At 67.8% G+C, this 16,268-nt stretch carries 15 protein-coding genes; 8 read left to right on the top strand and 7 right to left on the bottom strand.

The features are described from left to right. Positions 1 to 95 precede the first annotated feature (95 nt). Positions 96 to 1,106 carry a glucose-6-phosphate dehydrogenase (coenzyme-F420) gene (fgd, locus tag QX204_RS30545; protein ID WP_301903926.1) on the bottom strand — a complete coding sequence of 337 codons (1,011 nt, stop codon included), beginning with the start codon at positions 1,104 to 1,106 and terminating at the stop codon, positions 96 to 98. A 117-nt stretch (positions 1,107 to 1,223) separates the two neighbouring features. Between fgd and QX204_RS30540 the strand changes: the two genes are divergently transcribed. The 4 genes from QX204_RS30540 to QX204_RS30525 all read left to right on the top strand — a co-directional run bounded on the left by QX204_RS30540 (position 1,224) and on the right by QX204_RS30525 (position 4,379). Continuing rightward, a complete protein-coding gene (locus tag QX204_RS30540) occupies positions 1,224 to 2,024 on the top strand; it encodes an HAD-IIA family hydrolase (protein ID WP_301903925.1) in 801 nt (266 codons plus the stop codon). Between the two features lie 77 nt (positions 2,025 to 2,101). Continuing rightward, complete coding sequence (locus QX204_RS30535) at positions 2,102 to 3,193, top strand: LLM class flavin-dependent oxidoreductase (protein ID WP_301903924.1); 1,092 nt, start codon at positions 2,102 to 2,104, stop codon at positions 3,191 to 3,193. Continuing rightward, positions 3,190 to 3,801 (top strand): FMN reductase, encoded by a 612-nt coding sequence (locus QX204_RS30530; RefSeq protein ID WP_301903923.1) that lies wholly within the window; start codon positions 3,190 to 3,192, stop codon positions 3,799 to 3,801. The genes QX204_RS30535 and QX204_RS30530 overlap by 4 nt, the downstream gene beginning before the upstream one ends. A 29-nt stretch (positions 3,802 to 3,830) precedes the next feature. Beyond that, the gene (locus QX204_RS30525) at positions 3,831 to 4,379 is read left to right on the top strand and encodes a YceI family protein (protein ID WP_301903922.1); all 549 of its coding nucleotides are present in this window, start codon (positions 3,831 to 3,833) and stop codon (positions 4,377 to 4,379) included. 63 nt (positions 4,380 to 4,442) lie between these two features. Here QX204_RS30525 and QX204_RS30520 read toward each other — a convergent pair whose 3' ends face one another. Further along, the gene (locus tag QX204_RS30520) at positions 4,443 to 4,892 is read right to left on the bottom strand and encodes a MarR family winged helix-turn-helix transcriptional regulator (protein WP_301903921.1); all 450 of its coding nucleotides are present in this window, start codon (positions 4,890 to 4,892) and stop codon (positions 4,443 to 4,445) included. Next, the gene (locus QX204_RS30515; protein ID WP_301903920.1) at positions 4,889 to 5,521 is read right to left on the bottom strand and encodes a DJ-1/PfpI family protein; all 633 of its coding nucleotides are present in this window, start codon (positions 5,519 to 5,521) and stop codon (positions 4,889 to 4,891) included. Before QX204_RS30515 ends, QX204_RS30520 begins: the two co-directional genes overlap by 4 nt. A gap of 115 nt (positions 5,522 to 5,636) precedes the next feature. On the opposite strand from QX204_RS30515, the gene QX204_RS30510 reads away from it, so the two are divergent. Together QX204_RS30510 and QX204_RS30505 are read left to right on the top strand one after the other, a co-directional pair. Then, positions 5,637 to 5,855 (top strand): NfeD C-terminal domain-containing protein, encoded by a 219-nt coding sequence (locus QX204_RS30510; RefSeq protein ID WP_056814983.1) that lies wholly within the window; start codon positions 5,637 to 5,639, stop codon positions 5,853 to 5,855. A gap of 12 nt (positions 5,856 to 5,867) precedes the next feature. Beyond that, on the top strand, positions 5,868 to 6,965 hold the full coding sequence (locus QX204_RS30505) for an SPFH domain-containing protein (RefSeq protein WP_301903919.1): 1,098 nt from the start codon (positions 5,868 to 5,870) through the stop codon (positions 6,963 to 6,965). A 67-nt stretch (positions 6,966 to 7,032) separates the two neighbouring features. Here the strand turns inward: QX204_RS30505 and QX204_RS30500 are convergent, their stop codons facing one another. Continuing rightward, positions 7,033 to 7,542, bottom strand: a complete 510-nt coding sequence (locus QX204_RS30500; protein WP_301903918.1) for a nitroreductase family deazaflavin-dependent oxidoreductase — start codon at positions 7,540 to 7,542, stop codon at positions 7,033 to 7,035. Between the two features lie 184 nt (positions 7,543 to 7,726). Between QX204_RS30500 and pta the strand changes: the two genes are divergently transcribed. Then, the gene (pta, locus tag QX204_RS30495) at positions 7,727 to 9,805 is read left to right on the top strand and encodes a phosphate acetyltransferase (RefSeq protein WP_301903917.1); all 2,079 of its coding nucleotides are present in this window, start codon (positions 7,727 to 7,729) and stop codon (positions 9,803 to 9,805) included. Continuing rightward, positions 9,802 to 11,001: an acetate kinase gene (locus QX204_RS30490; RefSeq protein WP_301903916.1), complete on the top strand. Its 1,200-nt coding sequence runs from the start codon at positions 9,802 to 9,804 to the stop codon at positions 10,999 to 11,001. Before pta ends, QX204_RS30490 begins: the two co-directional genes overlap by 4 nt. 2 nt (positions 11,002 to 11,003) lie before the next feature. Here QX204_RS30490 and QX204_RS30485 read toward each other — a convergent pair whose 3' ends face one another. The 3 genes from QX204_RS30485 to QX204_RS30475 are packed head-to-tail and all read right to left on the bottom strand — an operon-like array spanning position 11,004 to position 16,170. Next, entirely contained in the window at positions 11,004 to 13,730 is a 2,727-nt protein-coding gene (locus tag QX204_RS30485) for a serine/threonine-protein kinase (protein ID WP_301903915.1), read from the bottom strand. Positions 13,731 to 13,735: 5 nt separating this feature from the next. Then, positions 13,736 to 14,692, bottom strand: a complete 957-nt coding sequence (locus tag QX204_RS30480; protein ID WP_301903914.1) for a glutamate ABC transporter substrate-binding protein — start codon at positions 14,690 to 14,692, stop codon at positions 13,736 to 13,738. Further along, on the bottom strand, positions 14,689 to 16,170 hold the full coding sequence (locus QX204_RS30475) for a GlnX family signal transduction membrane protein (RefSeq protein WP_301903913.1): 1,482 nt from the start codon (positions 16,168 to 16,170) through the stop codon (positions 14,689 to 14,691). The genes QX204_RS30480 and QX204_RS30475 overlap by 4 nt, the downstream gene beginning before the upstream one ends. Positions 16,171 to 16,268 lie beyond the last annotated feature (98 nt).

Genomic DNA, 16,268 nt, shown 5'->3' with positions numbered 1-16,268 from the left:
ATTTCCTTGTGTCGTTCCGGTGTTCGTCACCATGGATCGACATCTGGCCGGGCGCCGTTAATGGCGCCCGGCCAGGGATCTGAACATGGCCGGTCTCAGCCCAGTGCGCGCAGGCGGGGGGCCAGGTCTCGCTTGAAGAGGTCGAGGAAGCGAAGCTGATCGTGCCCGGGGGCGTGGAAGACCAGGTGGTTGAGGCCGGCGTCGAGGTAGGGCTTGATCTTGGCGACGGCTTCGTCGGGGTCGCTGGCGACGATCCAGCGCTTGGCGACCTGTTCGATCGGGAGGGCGTCGGCGGCCTTCTCCATTTCGATGGGGTCGGTGATGTCGTGCTTCTGCTCGGGGGTCAGTGAGAGGGGGGCCCAGAAGCGGGTGTTCTGCAGGGCCAGTTCGGGATCGGTGTCGTAGGAGATCTTGATCTCGATCATCTTGTCGATCTCGGCGACATCGCGCTCGACCTTCTCGGCGCCTTCGGTGACCGCGGGCAGCAGCTTCTCGGTGTAGAGGTCCATGCCCTTGCCCGAGGTGCAGATGAAGCCGTCGCCCGAGCGACCGGCGTACCTGGCCACCACCGGGCCGCCTGCGGCGATGTAGACGGGGATGCCGCCCTTGGGAACGTCGTAGATGGATGCGCCGACGGTGTGGTAGTACTCGCCCTCGAAATCGACGCGATCGCCGGTCCACAGTTCGCGCATCATCTTCACCGCTTCACGCAGACGCGCGAAACGCTCCTTGAAGTCGGGCCATTCGCCCTTGTAACCGGTGGCGATCTCGTTGAGCGCCTCACCGGTGCCGACTCCGAGCATCACCCGGTTCGGGTACAGGCAGCCCAGCGTGGCGAAGGCCTGGGCGATCACGGCCGGGTTGTAGCGGAAGGTCGGGGTGAGGACCGAGGTGCCCAGCTGGATGCGCTCGGTGCGCTCGCCGACGGCCGCCAGCCAGGCCAGTGAGAACGGGGCGTGGCCGCCGTCGTGGCGCCAGGGCTGGAAGTGGTCACTCACGGTCGCACTGTCGAGGCCGTGCTGCTCGGCGGCGACGCCGAGTTCGACCAGCTCTCGCGGCCCGAACTGCTCTGCCGATGCCTTGTACCCGAGCTTGAGCTCAACCATTCCAGCCACTCCTGTCGTCCGTCGACCCCTGCTCTCACGACACTAGCGCGCGGTCGGTCATCCGCGCCCACGCTGTTCGGTCACCCACCACGCCGAGTTTTAGCGGACAATTAACTGGTGACCACCAAGGATGAGCAGATCTTGTCGTACCTGACCGACATGGACGGCGTGCTGGTGCACGAGGATCAGCTGATCCCCGGCGCCGACGAGTTCCTCGCCGAACTGCGCACCAACGAGATCCCGTTCCTCGTGCTCACCAATAACTCGATCCGCACCCCGCGCGACCTGCAGGCCCGCCTGCGCCATACCGGCCTCGACATCCCCGAGGAGTCGATCTGGACCTCGGCGCTGGCCACGGCGACGTTCCTCGCCGACCAGCGCCCCAACGGCACCGCGTATGTGGTCGGCGAATCCGGCCTCACCACCGCGCTGCACGAGATCGGCTACGTGCTCACCGACAGCGATCCCGACTATGTGGTGCTCGGCGAGACCCGCACCTACTCCTTCGAGGCCATCACCACCGCGATCCGCCTGGTCGATCGGGGCGCCAAGTTCATCGCCACCAACCCCGACGCCACGGGCCCCTCCCGCGACGGCGTGCTGCCCGCCACCGGTTCGGTCGCGGCTCTGATCACCAGGGCCACCGGTAAGGAGCCGTACTACGTCGGCAAGCCGAATCCGCTGATGATGCGGTCGGCGCTGCGTCAGATCGGCGCGCATTCGCAGTCGACGGTGATGATCGGCGACCGGATGGACACCGACGTGATCGCGGGGCTGGAGGCGGGTCTGCGCACGGTGCTGGTGACCTCCGGGATCTCGACCGAGTCCTCGGTGGAGGCCTACCCGTTCCGTCCGACGATGGTGGTCGACTCGGTGGCCGACCTGATCGGCCGGACCCGCCGCCCGTTCTCCGCCTGATCATGTGACCTGCGCCTCATCGGAATAAGGTTCCCCCTTCGCTGGTTATAGTTGCCATGGCAACCAAAGGAGGGCCCGTGCAGTTCGGAATCTTCAGCGTCGGCGATGTGACCACCGATCCCACCACCGGCCGCACCCCCACCGAGGCCGAGCGGATCAAGGCGATGGTCGCGATCGCGCAGAAGGCCGAGGAGGTGGGTCTCGATGTGTTCGCGATGGGCGAGCACCACAATCGACCTTTCGTGCCGTCCTCGCCGACCACGATGCTCGGCTATATCGCCGGGCGCACCGACAACATCTTGCTGTCCACCTCCACCACGCTGATCACCACGAACGACCCGGTCAAGATCGCCGAGGACTTCGCGATGCTCCAGCACCTGGCCGACGGCCGGGTGGACCTGATGCTCGGCCGCGGCAACACCGGCCCGGTCTATCCGTGGTTCGGCAAGGACATCCGCGACGGCATCCCCCTGGCCATCGAGAACTACGCACTGCTGCACCGGCTGTGGCGCGAAGACGTCGTGAACTGGGAGGGCAAGTTCCGTACGCCGCTGCAATCGTTCACCTCGACCCCGCGTCCGCTGGACGACGTGCCGCCGTTCGTCTGGCACGGGTCGATCCGTAGCCCGGAGATCGCCGAACAGGCCGCCTACTACGGCGACGGCTTCTTCGCCAACCACATCTTCTGGCCCACCGACCACTTCAAGCGGCTGATCGACCTGTACCGCCGTCGCTACGAGCACTACGGCCACGGCAGTGCCGACCAGGCCATTGTCGGACTCGGCGGACAAGTGTTCCTGCGCAAGAACTCTCAGGACGCGGTTCGCGAGTTCCGCCCCTACTTCGACAACGCGCCCGTCTACGGACACGGACCGTCGCTCGAGGAGTTCACCGAGCAGACCCCGCTCACCGTCGGCAGCCCGGAGCAGGTCATCGAGAAGACGCTCACTTTCCGCGAGCACTTCGGCGACTACCAGCGCCAGCTGTTCCTGGTCGACCATGCCGGACTGCCGTTGAAGACGGTGCTCGAGCAGCTCGACCTGCTCGGCGAGGAGGTGATTCCGGTGCTGCGCAAGGAATTCGCGGCCCGGCGTCCCGCCCGGGTACCCGACGCGCCCACCCATGCCTCGCTGGTGGCCGCCGCGCGAACGAAGGAGTTGACCGCATGACCACTCGCATCGCCGTGGTGTCGGCCGGGCTGTCGCAGCCCTCGTCCACGCGACTGCTGGCCGACCGGCTGGCCGCCGCGACGGCACGGGAACTGGGCGGCGAGGTGGAGCTGGACTTCGTCGACCTGCGTGATCACGCCCGTGAGCTGGCCGACAACCTGCTCACCGGGTTCCCCGCCCCCTCGCTGCGGGCGGCGATCGACAAGGTCGTCACCGCCGACGGTCTGATCGCCGTCACCCCGATTTTCAGCGCCTCGTACAGCGGTCTGTTCAAGACGTTCTTCGATGTGCTGGAACCGGATTCGCTGGCCGCGATGCCGGTGTTGACCGGCGCGACCGGCGGCACCGAACGGCACTCCCTCGCTCTCGAGCACGCGGTGCGTCCGCTGTTCGCCTACCTGCGCTCGATCGTCGTGCCCACCGCGGTCTACGCGGCCTCGACCGATTGGGGCGCCAACGGCGCCGACCAGGCGCTGAACAACCGAATAGACCGCGCCGCAGGCGAATTCAGCGCCTTGCTGCTCGGCCGAACGGCTACCCGGCCGACCGATCCCTATCTCGACACCACCCCGTTCGAAGACCTACTCGCGGCCAATCTTCCCCACTGATCCACACCTATTCCAGAAGGAGCACACTCATGACCAACGCCATCGCCAAGGGACTCACCGCAGGCACCTGGGCCATCGACCCCACCCACTCCACCGTCGGCTTCTCCGTACGCCACCTGATGGTGAGCAAGGTCCGCGGTCGCTTCACCGACTTCGACGGCGCCCTCGTGATCGCCGAGGACGGCACCGCCACCGCACACGCCGAGATCCGCGTCGACTCCCTCACCACCGACAACGCCCAGCGCGACGGTCACCTGCGCACCGCCGACTTCTTCCACGTCGAGCAGTTCCCGCTGATGACCTTCAAGTCCACCGGATTCCGCGGTGAGGGCAGCGATTTCGTCGTCGACGGCGAGTTCACCGTGCGCGGCAACACCAAGCCGGTCACTCTCGAGGTCGAGTTCCTCGGCGTCAACCCGGGCATGGGCAACGGCCCGGTCGCCGGCTTCGAAGCCAAGGCCGTGGTCTCGCGCCGCGACTTCGGCCTCGACATCGACATGCCGCTGCCCGACGGCGGCGCCGTGATCGGCGACAAGATCACCCTCACCCTCGAGATCGAGGCCGGCCTGCAGAGCTGAGCTCCGCGCCGCATCGACGCCCTCATCACCGGACCGGTGGCGGGGGCGTCGATGTGTTTGCGGCTAGTCCTCGTCGGCGATGATCGTGTCGAGGGTCGCCGCGAGGCGAGCGAGGGTCGCGACCGTCGCGGCGAACTCGGCGGGACCGAGCGCCTGCGCCAGCCGGTGCGCCATGGCCGCGTGCTGTGGGTCGATACGCCGAATGGCGGCGTGGCCTTCTTCGGTCATCGCGACCAACTTGGCCCGCTTGTGTGCCGGGTTGGGTCGGTACTCGCACATACCCTTGCCGACCAGCAGGTCCGCGATCCGCTGCACGCTCTGCCGGGTGATGCCCATCGCACGGGCGATGCCGGCCACCGGCTGCGGCTGTTCCAGCACGGCGGCCATCACCTGCCACCAGGCCACCGAGATCCCGGCCGGTGCGGACAGCCCGTCACCGATGGTCAGGAACTGACCGTTGAGCCGGAAGACGGTGAGCGCGGCGCCGTCGAGTAATTCCTGTTCGGAAGTCAAGCTGCGTGGGTCCCCTCGTATTCGGCCAGCGCGGCGTACCCGGCCGGATCCTTCTGCGCATACAGCTTGTACCAGGCCTCGAGGACGTGCGGTTCGTACAGGTCCAGCCGCGCGAAGATCTCTCTCGCGAATTCGAACGGTGACATGCCGTCGGCGGTGATCACGTCACGGTCGGTGATCGCCGCCGTCTCGACGTAGTGCTCGGCACCCGAATATCCGCTGTAGACAAGGAATTCCGCCGCATTGCTGGTGTGTGCGCGGTCATCGAGCAAGCCCGCCGCGGCAAGTCCGAAGGTGGCGCCGCAGATCGCGGCCACCGGCACCCCGGCGTCGACGAACTCCTTCGCCTTCTGCGCGAACGCGATCAGGTCCCCACTCATCCACAGGTCCGCGCCCGGCAGGATCAGCATCGCGCTGTCGGCCGGATCGAGATCGGCGAGGGCGAGGTCGGGCGTCACTCGCAGGCGCCCCATGGTGGTGATCGGTTCGGTGGTGAGGCCGACCGTCGCGACCTCGAACGTTCCGGGCTCCCGGTGCCAGTTTCCGTTGGCGATGTGCGCCGTAACGGCTCCCACTTCCCAGTCGGCGAGGGTGTCGTAGACGGCTACATGAACTGTGGTGATCGACATGACAGAATGCTGTCATATTTGACAGGATGCTGTCAATAAGAATTTTACTACCGGCTTATAGCCGAGGCTCCGTACCCTGACGGCATCCGGTGCGAGACAGGGAGGTTCACCCGCGATGACCGATTCCGTGCACGGCATGACGGGCACCATCACGTCGCCGATTCGGGAGGCGGGCGCACTGGGTGAGGTGCTGATCTCGATTCGTGGGGGTACCGAGCTCTACCTCGCCCGAGCCGACGAGCCGATCGCCGCCTGGACCACCGTGTTGATCGTCGCGGTCCATCCGGGGCGGCTGGTCGATGTGGTCACTTGGATTCCGCTTCCCTCAGAATGAAAGGGGCCCGCGATGCTGGGCTATCACGTTCCCGATCCCGACGAAGCCATGCTGGTCAGTGGTGCCAAGACCAAGGACGACACCCCCTTCAAAGTAGTCATCGGCCGCGGCACCTGGGTGGTGCCGCTGTTCCGCAAGGTCCGCTACCTGTCGCTGGCCATGTTCGAGTCCGAGATCCGCGAGCGCTGCGTCACCAAGCAGGCCATCCAACTCGATGTGCGCGCGGTGATCGCGTTCAAGGTCGCCAACGACACTCAGTCGATCGTCAATGCGGCACAACGCTTCCTGTCCGAGCAGGAACAGGAGATGTCGGTGCTCACCGGCCGGATCTTCTCCGGTCACCTGCGCTCGATCGTCGGCTCGATGACCGTCGAGGAGATCATCCGCGAACGCCAGAAGCTGGCCGACGAGGTCCTCATCGCCTCCAAGGTGGAGATGAGCAATATCGGCCTGTGGGTCGACTCGTTCCAGATCCAGAGCATCGACGACGGCAATCTCGGCTACATCAACGCGCTCGCGGCGCCGCACAACGCGGCGGTCCAGCGCGATGCCCAGATCGCCCAGGCCCAGGCCGCCCAGCGCTCCGCCGAGGCCGAACAGGAGTCGTTGCGCCGTCGCGCCGAATACGAGCGCGAAACCGCCATCCTCAAGGCCGAGTACCAGCGCGACATCGACAAGGCCAACGCCGAAGCGGCACAGGCGGGCCCGCTCGCCGACGCCATCGCCAGGCAGGCCGTCCTGCACGCGCAGGCCGAGCAGGCGCGCAAGAACGCCGAACTCCGCGAGCAGCAGCTCCAAGCCGAAGTGGTGAAACCCGCGCAGGCGGAAGCGGAACGCGTCCGCATCCTCGCGGTGGCCGAAGCCGACCGCACGCGAATTCAGGCCGAAGCCGCAGCGTCCAACAACCGGATCGCGCTGGACCAGATGCTCATCGAGCAGCTCCCCGAAATCGTCAAGCAGGCCTCACACGGCCTGGCGGGCGCCAACCTCACCGTCCTCAACGGCCCCGACGGTGTCGGCGAGCTGCTCAACGGCATGGTCGGTCAGGGTCTGACGGTGTTCAACTCCCTGCAGAAGGCACTGTCGAACGGCGAAGTCGACAAGGTCTGATGCGCGAGGGCGTCCCGGGCCTGACAAGCCCGGGGCGTCGCGGGGCACCTCGGGTACGCGGACCAGGTCAGACAGTCCGGCGCAGGGCGAACATGCGTAGATCGCGGGTGGTGCGGTCGCGGTAGGCGGCGTAGGCGCCGGTGATCTCGACGAAGCGGGCGAAGATCGCGTCCTGGTCCGCGTCTGGGACCGGAGTGGCGGTGACCGGGATGCGCTCGCCCGCGATGGCGACGGTGGCCGACGGGTCGGCGAGCAGGTTGGCGGTCCACGCGGGGTGATGTTGCTGGCCGAAGTTGGAGCCGATCACGTACAGGGTGTCGCCGTCGTGGACGTAGAGCAGTGGCTGGGTACGGGCGACGCCGGACTTGCGGCCGGTGGTGGTGAGCAGGATCACCGGGGCGCCGATCGGGCCGAGCACGGTGTACTTGGCGTCGGTGCGTTCCAGCAGGGCGCGGTCGAGCGGGGTGATCGTGCGGACCAGCCAGGACCCCGGCTTGGTCGCGGCGAAACGGTTGGCTGCGCGCGACAGGGGGTTGGTGCGCGAACCCCACTGCCGATCCGGGAACTGCGATGTCATGGGCCGGACTATAGCCCGACCAATCGCACCATGATCCGGGCACTGAGTGTCATTCGGGCCGGACTATAGCCCGACCGATCGGACCATGATCCGGGCACTGAGCGTCATAAGGGCCGGACTATAACCCGACCGATCGGACCACACCGCGCCCCTGAATCGCCGACAATTCACTAAGCTCGCGAGCATGGTCGAACAAGCGCCGTCCACCGTGTACATCGCCTCACCCGAGGGTGACACCGGAAAATCTACGGTCGCACTGGGTGTCCTCGGCATGCTGTGCGCGACCACCGCACGCGTCGGCGTATTCCGTCCGATCACCCGCTCGGCCGACGAACCCGACTACATCCTCGAACTGCTGCTCGAGCACAGCACCGCCGATATCAGCTACGAGCAGGCCATCGGCGTCACCTACGAGGACGTGCACCGCGACCCCACCGCCGCGATCAGCGATATCGTGATGCGGTTCCACGATGTCGCGAAGGCCTGCGACGCGGTGGTGATCGTCGGCAGCGACTACACCGACGTCGCCAGCCCGAGCGAGCTGCGCTTCAATGCCCGCATCGCGGTGAACCTGGGCGCGCCGGTGCTGCTGGTCGTTCGCGGCGCCGACCGCACGCCCGGCGAGGTCAAACAACTGGTCGAACTGTGTACCAGCGAACTCACCACCGAGCACGCTCACCTCGTCGCGATCGTGGCCAATCGCTGCGCCCCTGACGAGTTGGACGAAATCGCCACCACACTGGCGAGTTTCGATGTTCCGTCGTGGACCCTGCCCGAGGTGCCGCTGCTGATGGCGCCGACGATGGCCGAGCTGTGCGAGTCCATCGAGGGCGAAATATACAGTGGCGACCCGGAATTGCTGCAGCGTGAAGCGCTGCGCATCATGGTCGGCGGCATGACCGCCGAACACATCTTGGAGCGCCTCTCCGACGGTGTGGTGGTGATCGCGCCCGGCGACCGATCCGATGTGCTGCTCAGTCTGGTGAATGCCCATGAGGCAGCGGGCTTTCCGTCGCTGGCCGGGGTCATCATGAACGGTGGCCTTCGCCCGCATCCGGCGATCGCGCGACTGATGGAGGGTCTGCAGCCCAGGCTGCCCATCCTCGCCACCGAACTCGGCACCTACGACACCGCCAGTGCCGTGCACGGCACCCGTGGCCGGATGTGGGCGGGCAGTCCGGGAAAGGTGGACACCGCACTCGCGCTGATGGAGCAGCGGGTCGACGCGCCGGAACTGTTGCGGCGCATCCAGGTTCCGACCTCGACGGTCGTGACACCGCAGATGTTCGAGTACCGGCTGATCGAACGCGCCCGCGCCGATCGCAAACGCATCGTGCTGCCCGAGGGCGACGACGACCGCATCATTCGGGCCGCCGGACGAGTACTACAGCGCAAGATCGCCGACCTCACCATCCTCGGTGACGAGGCCTCGGTGCGCGCCCGTGCCGCCGAACTCGGTGTCGACATCGCCGACGCCGAGGTGCTGGCGCCGCGCACCTCCGGCTACCTCGACGACTTCGCCGCCGAATACACCGAACTGCGCAAGCACAAGGGCATGACGCTTGAGCGTGCGCGCGAAACCATGGCCGACATCTCCTATTTCGGCACCATGATGGTCTACAAGGGAATCGCCGACGGCATGGTCTCGGGCGCCGCGCACACCACCGCGCACACGATTCGGCCCTCGTTCGAGATCATCAAGACGGTGCCCGGCGTATCCACGGTGTCGAGTGTGTTCCTGATGTGCTTGGCCGATCGTGTTCTCGCCTATGGCGATTGCGCCGTGGTGCCCGACCCGACCTCGGAGCAGCTGGCCGATATCGCGGTGTCCTCGGCGGGCACCGCGGCCCGGTTCGGGATCGACCCCCGGGTGGCGATGCTGTCGTACTCCACCGGCGCGTCCGGGACCGGCGCCGATGTCGACAAGGTCCGCGCGGCAACCGAAATCGTGCGCGAGCGCGCGCCGGAACTGCCGGTGGAAGGCCCGATCCAGTACGACGCCGCGATCGAGCCCGCTGTCGCCAGCGCCAAGCTGCCCGATTCCGAAGTGGCGGGCAAGGCAACGGTTTTCGTCTTCCCCGACCTCAATACCGGCAACAACACCTACAAGGCGGTGCAGCGTAGCGCGGGTGCGGTCGCGATCGGGCCGGTGCTGCAGGGGCTGCGTAAACCGGTGAACGATCTCTCGCGCGGCGCGCTGGTCGCCGACATCGTCAACACCGTGGCGATCACCGCCATCCAGGCACAGGGAGACGGCAAGTGAGTGATCTCGTCCTGGTGCTGAACAGCGGCTCTTCGTCGATCAAATATCAACTGCTGCATGCTGTCTCGGCAGAGGTGTTGGCGTCCGGGCTGGTCGAGAAGATCGGCGAGTCGCACGGCGGACGGATCGTGCACGAGGCGGGCCCCGCCAAGCTCGAGTACGACGGCACGATCGAGGACCACAAGGCCGGTCTGCTGCGGGCGTTCGAGATGTTCCGCGAAACCGGCCTCGATCTGACCACGATCGGGATCGGCGCGGTCGGGCACCGGGTGGTCCACGGCGGCGAGGTGTTCTGGGAGCCGACCCTGATCACCGACGACGTGCTGCACGCGATCGACGAGTTGTCGGTGCTCGCGCCGCTGCACAATCCCGCCAATGTGGTCGGCATCGAGTCGACGCGAGAGCTGCTGCCCGGCATTCCCGAGGTCGCGGTCTTCGACACGGCGTTCTTCCACACCCTGCCCGACGCGGCCAAGACCTATGCCATCGACGCGAAACTGGCCGCCACCCACGGCATTCGCAAGTACGGCTTCCACGGCACCTCGCACCAGTACGTGTCGGACAAGGCCGCGCAATACCTGGGCAGGCCGACCGAAGAGCTGAACCAGATCGTGTTCCACCTGGGCAACGGCGCGTCCGCTTCATCGATCCAGGGCGGCGTCGCGATCGACACCACCATGGGCATGACCCCACTCGAAGGTCTGGTGATGGGCACCCGGCCGGGCGACCTGGATCCGGGTGTCACGCCGTACCTCATGCGGGCGGCCGATCTGGACGTGAGCCAGGTGGAGCAGCTGCTCAATCGCAACTCGGGCATCAAGGGCCTGTCCGGGGTGAACGACTTCCGTGAGCTGCAGAAGCTGATCGACGGCGGCGACACCCAGGCGAAGCTCGCCTACGACGTTTACATCCACCGCCTGCGCCGCTACCTCGGCGCCTATCTCGTCGAACTCGGCACCGTCGACGCCATCGTCTTCACCGCCGGTGTGGGCGAGAACAGTCCGGCGGTGCGCGCCGACGCCCTGGCGGGGCTACAAGCCCTCGGTATCGAGATCGATCCTGTTCGCAACGAGACGAGAGCCCCTGGCGTCCGGCGCATTTCGCCGGACTTCGCTCCGGTTGCGGTGCTGGTGGTACCCACCAACGAGGAGCTGGCCATCGCACGCGCGGCCCACGAACTGGTCGGCGCGCGCTGAGCTCAGAACCAGGATTTGGGGCGCAGCGAGTTGGCGAGGTCGACGAGGGCGTAGCGGTGGTCCCGGTCCGGCGCGTTGCGGGCGAGGGAACGCAGGCCGGTTTCGGTGCCGTCGCGCAGGTCGCGTTCGGTGAAGCCACGCCCGAACAGCTTGGCGTCCTTACGTTTCGGGGTGTTCCCGGCCTGTAGCCAGGCCAACGCGGTGCCCTGGACCAGGGTGCGCATGAGGGTGGCCCGGTGCTCGCCGGGGGCGATGGACTGGGCGCGCGAGGCGGCCAGCCGCAGGATCTGTTCGTCGAGTTCGGCGACGGGGGAGCTGGTGAGCAGCAACAGGATCGCTGTGGTCTGGGCGGTGGTGAAGTGGCGCGACGCGGCGGGCACGTCGTCGAGCGCGTGCACCGCTTCGCCGACTCGCCCCGCCACCGCCAGCTGCCTGGCGAGGCCGAATGCCGCGCTCACCACGGCCCGGTCGGTGCGCCATACGGTGTCGTAATAGCGTTCGGCGAAGCTGCGCCACTGTTCGGGCGCCGCGGAATCCCAGTGTTGCAGGATGAGTTCCGCGGTGGCGGCCAGCGCCAGCTTGGGCGCGATCTCACCGGGCAGCACCCGCAGCACCGCCTCGAACGACGCGAAGGCGGCTTCGTAGTCGAGTTCGAGCAGATGCGCCTGACCGGTGAACCAGTCCGTGCGCCAATCGGTTTCGTTCGGCACCCGGTCGAGCATGTGCAGAACCGCCGCCGACTCGCCTAGTTCCAGCCGTGCTCGCGCCTCGGCGAAGAGCAACTCGCCCGCCAGGGTTTCGGGCGCGTTGTCGGGGTCGGCCTCGGCTCGCTCGCGGGAGTCGTGCAGCGCCTCCAGCACCCGTTCGGGTTCCGGGTTGGCGGTCGCCGCCAGCAGCGGAGCCGACGGGTCGGCGGGGTCGATCAGCGGAATCGGCAGTGCGGCGACCACATCACGGGAATCCAGTAGCGGTGAGCGACCGACACCGTCGAGGTAGGCGTCGGTCTGGCTGATCAGCTCCTCGGTTCCGAAGCTGGTGCGTTGTGGACTGAACACTGTGGACAGCTGTGGATGTTCGGTGCCGGTGTCGAAAGCGAGGATCTCGCGCAGCACACCGGCCAGCTGCGCCGACATCGCCCGCGCCGACGGAAAACGAAGTGCCGGATCGAGATCGGTGGCGGTGAGCAGGAATCGATGGAAGAACTCGTAGCGGGCGAGCAGCGGTTCGTCGGCGGGGTCGGGGATGCCGTCGAGGTAGCGGCCGTGTTCGCTGGGCAACGCCAGCGTGAGCGCGGCGAGCGTCCGGCCGACGGTGTAGACGTCGGAGGCAGGCGTCGGCCCGGTCCTGGCGATCTCCGGCGCCTGGAAACCCTTGGTGCCGTACAGGTTTCCGTAGGCGTCGATGGTGGCGACCGCGCCGAGGTCGATCAGCTTCACCTGGTCCTCGGTGACCATCACATTGTCGGGCTTGAGGTCGTTGTAGGTGAGACCGATCGAGTGCAGATACTCGAGTGCGGGCAGGATCTCCAGCACGTACGCGATGGCCTCGGCCAGCGGCATCTGCTCGCCCCGCGGCTTGGCGTCGAGGATGTCACGCAGCGAATGGCCGCCCACGTACTCCATCACGATGTAGCCGATGGACCCGTCACCGGCGGTGTGCTCGACGAAGTTGTGGATCTTGACGATGCTCGGGTGCGCCACCTCGGCCAGGAACTGCCGCTCGGCCACCGCCACGGCCTGCGCTTCGGCGTCGCCCGCGTGCAACAGCCCCTTGAGCACCACCCACCGATCGCTCACATTGCGGTCGATGGCCAGATAGATCCAGCCCAGCCCGCCGTGCGCGATGCAACCCTGGATCTCGTACTGCCCGGCGACCATGTCGCCTTCGTGCAGCGACGGCCGGAAATCGTAAGCGGCCCCGCAGGTTTCGCATTCGCCACTGGTCGAGGCCGCCCGCGCCGGCGTCGAACGCCCGACCGGATTGCTACAGCGCCAGCAGAACCGCCGACCTTCCGACACCATCGGATCCGCCAGCACGGCAGCACGCGGATCGGCCGGGGTCACCGTCGGAATCGGCACCAGCCCGGCCCCGAGTCGTCGGGTGGGTCGCGAGCGCGCCGTTCGCACGCTGCGCCCCGACCGTGCGGTACCCCCACCGGTCTGCGGCGTGGACGGCCAGGATTCGGGATCGACCGGACTCGCCTGCGTGCCGGGTGGTTCGGTGCGCTGCGCGGCCTCGGTCGCCGCGTACGGTGCGATCATGGGGTCCCGCGGTGCGGCCTCGGTCGGGGCGTACGGTGCGGTTCGCGGTGCGGCTTCGGTCGGTGCGTACGCCGCTGACTCGGGTACCGGGGGACGAGTCGCCCGCTGTGTGGCGAGCTGCTCGTCCGCCTGCTGTGCCGTCGCGGCCTGGGCGATCTCGCCCGATCGCTCGACGGCGCCGGACTCTTCGGCTCGCTGGGTGGCATCGGTGGCCGGGGTGTGGTCGCGGCTGCTCGCCTGCTGTCGGGCGAACTCCGCGGCCGCCTCGGCGGTGAGTTTGGGCAACGGCCGCGTCTCGTCGTCGCCGGGCAACGTCCATCCGCCCGGCAGCGTGCCCGGCCGCTGACGCTGGGTCAGCTGGGTCTGCTCGCGCCGTTCCGGGTCGGGGGCCGGATCGTTCGGCTCGGCGCCGATCTCCGGGTCCGGATCAGCTTGTCCCAGTTCGCCATCCAGGGGATTCGTACTCATGGCCGTCAGTCCTGGTACTTCGGGGCGGGCGGGCTCGGCGTCTCGCCGAGAGTCGCGAGCCAGCGGCGGTGGATCCGCGTCCAGGTGCCGTCGTTGCGGATGCGGTCCAGGGTGGCGTTGACGAAACGCACCAGGTCGTCGTCGCCTTTGGGGATGCCGATGCCGTACGGCTCGGCGCTGATGCTGCCGCCGACCACCTCGGTGTAGGGGTCCTGGGCGGCCAGGCCCGCCAGGATCGAGTCGTCGGTGCTCACCGCGTCGACCTGGCGCTGTTGCAGCACCACCAGGCAGTCGGCCCAGGTGGGCACCGTCAGAATCGTGGCGGCGGGTTGGTCGCGGCGGATGTGATCGAGGGAGGTGGTGCCGCGCACCACGCACACGCGCTTGCCCGCCAGATCGGCGAGACCGCCGATGCCGGAATCCTTCACCGCGAGCACCCGCTGGTCGGCCCGCAGGTACACCGTCGAGAAGGCTACGCGCTGACGTCGCTCGCAGGTGATGGTCATCGTCTTCGCGATCAGGTCGACGGTGTGATCCTGCAGCGCTCGCTCGCGCTCTTCCGAAGCGAGACTGCGGTATTCGATCAGATCAGGGTTGCCGAGCAGGTCACGGGCGATCTCGCGGGCGATGTCGGCGTCGAAGCCGACGATGCGGCCGCTGAGCGGATCGCGGAAGCTGAACAGATTGCTGCCCGCGTCGAGTCCGACGATGAGCCTGCCGCGTGCGCGGATGGCGTCGATCGTCGGGCCGGAGGCGATGCTCGGCCGCAGGCTCGCGGTCGGATCGCCGCACTGCTCGCCACCGGTAGCGGGCACGGGGGTATCGGTGCCGATCGGAATCGCCTTGGCGGGCAACGGCGGTTCGGAATAGACGCCGCGCTGATCGGGCACGGGTGTGCTGTCGGAGCAGCCGGCGAGCACCCCGACCAGCACCAGCGCCGCGAGGACGCGCCCGCGCCTCACCGGTACTCCCGCAGTCGCGGCCACAACCCGAGCGCGACGCAAGCCGCCGCCGCGATCCCGAGCACGAACGCGCCGGGGGAGAGGAACGACAGCACGTCGATCGCCTGAGAGACCTTCGCGCGCAGGGTGTCTCGTGTCACCGCGCCCGCCTTGTCCAGTGCCCGATCGAGTGCGTCCACCTGGGCGGCCGAATCGGCGGCGCTCGGACCGGTGGCCACGGTGGCCGCGCCCATGAAATCGCCACGCTCGAGGGTGTCGTTCATCCGCTGGTGGGCCGACTGCCAGCGGGTCAGCGCGGCCCGCGCGTACGCCACTTCGTCGCGCGCGGGGGCGTCATCGGGATAACCGGCGAGCAACTCGTTGAGCCGGGCGGCATTGGTATCGAAGGTGCGGTCGTAGTCGCCGGTCGCGTCGCGGCGTACCAGCTTCACCATTTCCGCTGATCTGGCTTGCTGCACCAGGATCCGACTCTCGGCCAGCCGCGCCGACGGCACCGCTCCTTCGTCCCGGCAGCGAATCATCGCCACCGCGGACAACGATCCGGCCGCCACTGTCCAGATCAGCGTCAGTGCCAGCGCGCCGGTGCCGATCAGCAGGCCCATATTGAAGAACCGGCGCGAGCGCCGCGCCAGCTCGACCTGCACCCAGATCAGCGCGCCGAGCGCCACCACCAGCAGCGCGATCGCCGTCCACGGCGGTTGTACGTGCCGGTGCTGCGCGGCGGTGACCGCGTCGAACCGATGGTCTTCCAATTCCTCGGCCATCGGCAGCAGCCCGGTCTGCATCTGATGCGAGGCCTCGCTCAGATACGCCGCGCCCACGGGATAGCCGCTGCGGTTGTTCACCCGTGCGGTCTCGATCAGCCCGCTGTAGACGGGCAGCCCGGTCGCGATGCCGGTGCGCAGCCTGCGATCGGTGCCCGACGGGTCGGCCGCTTCCTCGTCGGAGACGTGGCCGGCCTGCGTCACCAACTCCGCGGCGGCCTCGCCGATGGCCTGGGTGTAGCGGTCGCGCACGGCCTTGGGCTCGAGTCCGCCCGCGATGAAGGCGGTGCCCGCGGCGGCGTCGGCGATCGAGAGCGAGGTGTAGAGGTGGTTGGCCGAATGCGCGTCGGGTTCGGTGTCGTCGAGCAGGACGCCGAGAGCTTGCTGACGCTCACTCACGGTTGTCGAAGTCACCGCGCCCGCGGTGACGCACAGCACCATCAGCACCAGTCCGGCGGCAACCAACCGCCCCGGCGAGGAGTGCGCGAAGCTGCGCAAGCGGGCCGGTTGGAACTGCGCGCGTAACGCTCTGACGTCGGGCGCGGGCGGCCGGTCCACGGGCGCGGCCGGTCGGCGCAACGGCACCCAGCGCGGTGTCACCGGCGCGGCTCCCGGGGTCTCGGAAGGCTTCGGACCGGCCTCGGCCTGCGACGACGGGCGAACCCGGACGGCCGCCACCTCGGTCGAGGCATTGCGATTCCCCGGTTCGTCCATCGTTCACCTCCCGGCGCTGTTCGTGCACACCTACCTGTGCGGAGTTTATTGTGGGCCTACGGGTAGCGCAGCCCCTCACATACCCCCGAAGCGGTTGC

The sequence above is a fragment of the Nocardia sp. PE-7 genome (assembly GCF_030486425.1).
Classification (GTDB): Bacteria; Actinomycetota; Actinomycetes; order Mycobacteriales; family Mycobacteriaceae; genus Nocardia; species Nocardia salmonicida_A.
Note: the sequence above shows the minus strand (reverse complement) of the source record. Positions and strands in the feature narration are given on the sequence as shown.

Bases quoted from the DNA above. Each gene is read 5' to 3' on its own strand.
- QX204_RS30475 (WP_301903913.1), bottom strand. From the start codon at position 16,170: ATGGACGAACCGGGGAATCGCAATGCCTCGACCGAGGTGGCGGCCGTC.
- QX204_RS30530 (WP_301903923.1), top strand. From the start codon at position 3,190: ATGACCACTCGCATCGCCGTGGTGTCGGCCGGGCTGTCGCAGCCCTCG.
- fgd (WP_301903926.1), bottom strand. From the start codon at position 1,106: ATGGTTGAGCTCAAGCTCGGGTACAAGGCATCGGCAGAGCAGTTCGGG.
- QX204_RS30525 (WP_301903922.1), top strand. From the start codon at position 3,831: ATGACCAACGCCATCGCCAAGGGACTCACCGCAGGCACCTGGGCCATC.
- QX204_RS30505 (WP_301903919.1), top strand. From the start codon at position 5,868: ATGCTGGGCTATCACGTTCCCGATCCCGACGAAGCCATGCTGGTCAGT.
- pta (WP_301903917.1), top strand. From the start codon at position 7,727: ATGGTCGAACAAGCGCCGTCCACCGTGTACATCGCCTCACCCGAGGGT.
- QX204_RS30485 (WP_301903915.1), bottom strand. From the start codon at position 13,730: ATGAGTACGAATCCCCTGGATGGCGAACTGGGACAAGCTGATCCGGAC.
- QX204_RS30500 (WP_301903918.1), bottom strand. From the start codon at position 7,542: ATGACATCGCAGTTCCCGGATCGGCAGTGGGGTTCGCGCACCAACCCC.
- QX204_RS30515 (WP_301903920.1), bottom strand. From the start codon at position 5,521: ATGTCGATCACCACAGTTCATGTAGCCGTCTACGACACCCTCGCCGAC.
- QX204_RS30510 (WP_056814983.1), top strand. From the start codon at position 5,637: ATGACCGATTCCGTGCACGGCATGACGGGCACCATCACGTCGCCGATT.